Below are 3,521 nucleotides of genomic sequence, written 5' to 3'. Positions count from 1 at the left end.
GATCCCCAACGCCGCCCCGGTCGGCGGGCTCCCCGACCGGCCGGGCCCTGCCGGTCGGGGACCGCTGATCGTCGCCAACGCCGTCGAGGCCGCTCAGCTCGCGGGCGCCCGCGACCCGGGCCGGCCCCACGACGAAACCCACGACGAGGCCCACGACGAGGTCCTCGGCGAGACCCACGGCGAGACCCGTGGGAAGGCCGCCGACGCGGCCCCGGCCGCCACCGCCCTGGCCGCCCTCGGCGAGGGCGCCGTGATCACCCTCGGCGCGGCCGGCGCACTGGTCGCCACCGACGGCGCGGTCCACCACGTCCCCGCCCCCGAGGCCACCGTCGTCGACACCACCGGCGCCGGCGACGTCTTCTGCGGCGCCCTGGCGGCGCGGCTCGCCGACGGCGCGTCCCTCCCGGCGGCAGCCGCCACCGCCGCCGCGGCCGGTGCCTTCGCCGTCACCGCCCCGGGCGCGCGCGGAGCCCTCCCCCGGCCGGCCGATCTCGGTCTCGCCCCCGGCCCCGGGCGCCCCTGACCCGCCCGGACTCCGCCGCCGGGCACCTCGCCGCACCCCCGCAGCCCCCCACGGCGGCACCGCCCGCACCGCCGCCCACGACGACGCCCGGACCGTCCGGCCCGGGCGTCGTCCGTCCGCGGGACCGGCTCAGGGCCGGCCCATGTGGGTCGGGTAGTAGCCGCTGCTGATCCGGGAGACACGGATCAGGGTGCCGGGTCGCGCAGCCTCCACGTACTGGTTGTTGCCCAGGTAGATCGCCACGTGGTGGATGCCCCGCGCGGTGCCGTCGTCCGACCAGAAGAGCAGGTCGCCGCGCTGCAGCTGGCTCGCCTTCACCGGGGTGGTGGCCGCGTACTGGTCGTTGGCGACGCGCGGCAGTTCGACGCCCCCGCGCCGGAAGGACTGCTGGACGAGGCCCGAGCAGTCGTAGCCGTCCGGCCCGTTCCCCGCCGTCTTGAACGGCTTGCCGAGCTGGGCGAGCGCGAACGACACGGCCGTCTCGACGTCACCGTCGGCCGCCGGCACCGCGGAATCGGCGGAGGACTGGGTCGAGGACGACGCGCCGGAGGCCGAGGTCGCCGCGTCCGACGACCCTCCGGTCCGCGCCAGGTAGACGTCGTAGTGGGTCGTCCAGCGCCACTGGCCCTGGCTGTTCTTGAACCAGTACCGCGACCCGTCCCACCCCTGGGTGATCCCCCCGGACGTGGTCGCCGTCGTCGCGGACGGGGAGGCGGTGGCGGTGGCGGTTCCGGCCGACGCCCCCGTCCGCGCCAGGTACACGTCGTAGTGGGTCGTCCAGCGCCACTGGCCCTGGCTGTTCTTGAACCAGTACCGCGACCCGTCCCACCCCGCGTGGGCGGGCGCCGGCTCGGCGGCGGCGCTGCCCACCCCGGTGCCGAGGCCGAGCACGCCCGTACCCGCCACGATCACGGCCACCATGCCTATCCCCCGGCGGACCCGCGCCGCACGGGAGGGACGGAAGGTGCGGGCACCCTCCGCCGGCTGGGAGGCGGTGGCGGCGGCGTGCTGCCCGGTCGGCTCGTCGGCGGCACCCGGTGCGCCGGTGTTGACGGTCGTCATCCTGCTGTCTTCCTTTGCTGAGCACTGAACGCGGAACGCGGATCGCGGAACGCTGGACGAAGGCCGGAACGGATCCGCGGCCGACATGCCGCGGCTTCCGGCCGTGCGGCCGGAAGCTGCGGCGTGGAGCCCGGGGATTCAGTTCTGCCTGCGTGTCACGTTAGGCACGCGTCCGCTCACAGCGCGCAGTGGAGTGCGCCAAAGGAAGGGCTCACGGAAGGTGAGCGGGCGTCACCCGGCACCCGCCGGGTGACCGCCCGTCACCCGTGTGCCGAGTCCGCGAGCAACTGCTTCTTCAGCACCTTTCCCATGGCGTTCCTGGGCAGTTCGGGCACCAGGACCACCCGTCGGGGCCGCTTGTGCACCGAGAGCCGCTCCGCCACAAAGGCCGTCAGCTGTTCCCCCGTCACGGGACCGGCCGGGATGACGTACGCGACGACCGCCTGGCCGAGGTCCTCGTCCGGCGCGCCGACCACGGCCGCGTCCGCCACCGCCGGGTGGTCGCGCAGGGCCGCCTCGACCTCGCCCGCGCCGATCCGGTACCCGCCGCTCTTGATCAGGTCGACGGAGGCGCGGCCGACGATCCGGTGGAAGCCGTCCGGGCCGATCACCGCGACGTCCCCGGTGCGGAACCAGCCGTCCGCCGTCCAGGCCTCGGCGTCGGCGTCCGGCCGGTTGAGGTACCCGCCGAACAGGGTCGGCCCGGCGACCTGCAGCTCGCCGACGCTCTCGCCGTCGTGCGCGACCGGGCCGCCGTCCTCGCCGACCAGCCTGGTCCGCACACCGGCCAGCGGCAGGCCGACGCTTCCGGGGCGGCGCTCGCCGTCGGCCCTCGTCGAGACGGTGATGAGCGACTCGGTCATCCCGTAGCGCTCGATCGGGGCGTGGCCGGTCAGCGCCGCCAGCCGTTCGAACACCGGGACGGGCAGCGGGGCGCTGCCGGAGACCAGCAGGCGGGCCCGGGCCAGCTGCCCGGCCGCCTCCTCGTCGGCGGCCAGCCGGGACCAGACCGTCGGCACACCGAAGTAGAGGCTCCCCCCGGCGGCCGCGTAGGCGGCGGGGGTGGGCCGGCCGGTGTGCACCAGCCGGCTGCCGCTGCGCAGTGCGCCGAGCACGCCCAGCACCAGGCCGTGCACGTGGAAGAGCGGCAGACCGTGCACCAGGGTGTCCTCGGCGGTCCACTGCCAGGCCTCGGCGAGGGCGTCGAGGTCGGCGGCGACGGCGGACCGGTGGATCACCGCGCCCTTGGGCGCACCCGTGGTGCCGGAGGTGTAGAGCACGAAGGCGGTCGCCCCCGGGCCGGGCTCGGCGTACGTGGTGGCCGAGCGCTCGGCCAGGTCGACGGGCAGCGCCGTGACCGGCGGTCCGGCGGCCGGGCCGTCCTCCCGGGGATCGTCCCCGGCGGCGTGCGCGAGCAGGACCGCACCGGAGTCGCGCAGGATGTGGGCGCGTTCCTTGGGCCCGGAGTCGGGCGGCAGCGGGACGACCGGCACGCCGGCGAGCAGCCCGCCGACCACGGCGGCCACGGTCTCGGCGGTGGGCCGTGCGAGGACCGCGAGCGCGGGGGCGCCGGCCACCCGGTCGGCGACGGCGGTGGCCGCGCCGAGCAGCTGTTCCCGGGAGAGTGTCCGCCCGTCGATCCGCAGCGCGTCGCCCGAGTCCCCGAAGCCGCCCTGAAGTGCCGTCAAGAGTGTCATGTGTCCGCCTTCGCCCCTGTTCGCGATCGGCCGCCCCGCCGCCGGCGGTCGCCGGCGCTCGTGCCGCCGACTCTACGGGCCCGTCGCCGCTCCCCCGGTCCGGGGACCACGTGCCGTGCGGGAAGTCCCGGACAACGCGCAGGGGCGGGGGCGGGGGGGGCCCGGCCGCCCCCCGCGGCGGCCGCGCCGCCCATGGGGGGCGGGACCACCGCGGGGTGGTGCGGGCGCCACCCGCAATG

General features: G+C 76.9%; 3 protein-coding genes. 1 reads left to right on the top strand and 2 read right to left on the bottom strand.

The features are described 5' to 3' along the window. On the top strand, positions 1-523 hold a 523-nt coding region (locus ACFWOG_RS40125), incomplete at its 5' end, for a PfkB family carbohydrate kinase (RefSeq protein ID WP_380364614.1). Positions 524-652: 129 nt separating this feature from the next. Here the strand turns inward: ACFWOG_RS40125 and ACFWOG_RS40120 are convergent. Both ACFWOG_RS40120 and ACFWOG_RS40115 read right to left on the bottom strand, forming a co-directional pair. Further along, on the bottom strand, positions 653-1,585 hold the full coding sequence (locus ACFWOG_RS40120) for a C40 family peptidase (protein WP_380364612.1): 933 nt from the start codon (positions 1,583-1,585) through the stop codon (positions 653-655). Between the two features lie 260 nt (positions 1,586-1,845). Further along, entirely contained in the window at positions 1,846-3,282 is a 1,437-nt protein-coding gene (locus ACFWOG_RS40115) for an acyl-CoA synthetase (RefSeq protein WP_329949309.1), read from the bottom strand. Positions 3,283-3,521: the final 239 nt, after the last annotated feature.

Source organism: Kitasatospora sp. NPDC058406 (assembly GCF_042722765.1).
GTDB lineage: Bacteria > Actinomycetota > Actinomycetes > Streptomycetales > Streptomycetaceae > Kitasatospora.
Note: the sequence above shows the minus strand (reverse complement) of the source record. Positions and strands in the feature narration are given on the sequence as shown.

Excerpts from the sequence above, each read along its gene's own strand:
- ACFWOG_RS40120 (WP_380364612.1), bottom strand. The coding sequence starts at position 1,585 with ATGACGACCGTCAACACCGGCGCACCGGGTGCCGCCGACGAGCCGACC.
- ACFWOG_RS40115 (WP_329949309.1), bottom strand. The coding sequence starts at position 3,282 with ATGACACTCTTGACGGCACTTCAGGGCGGCTTCGGGGACTCGGGCGAC.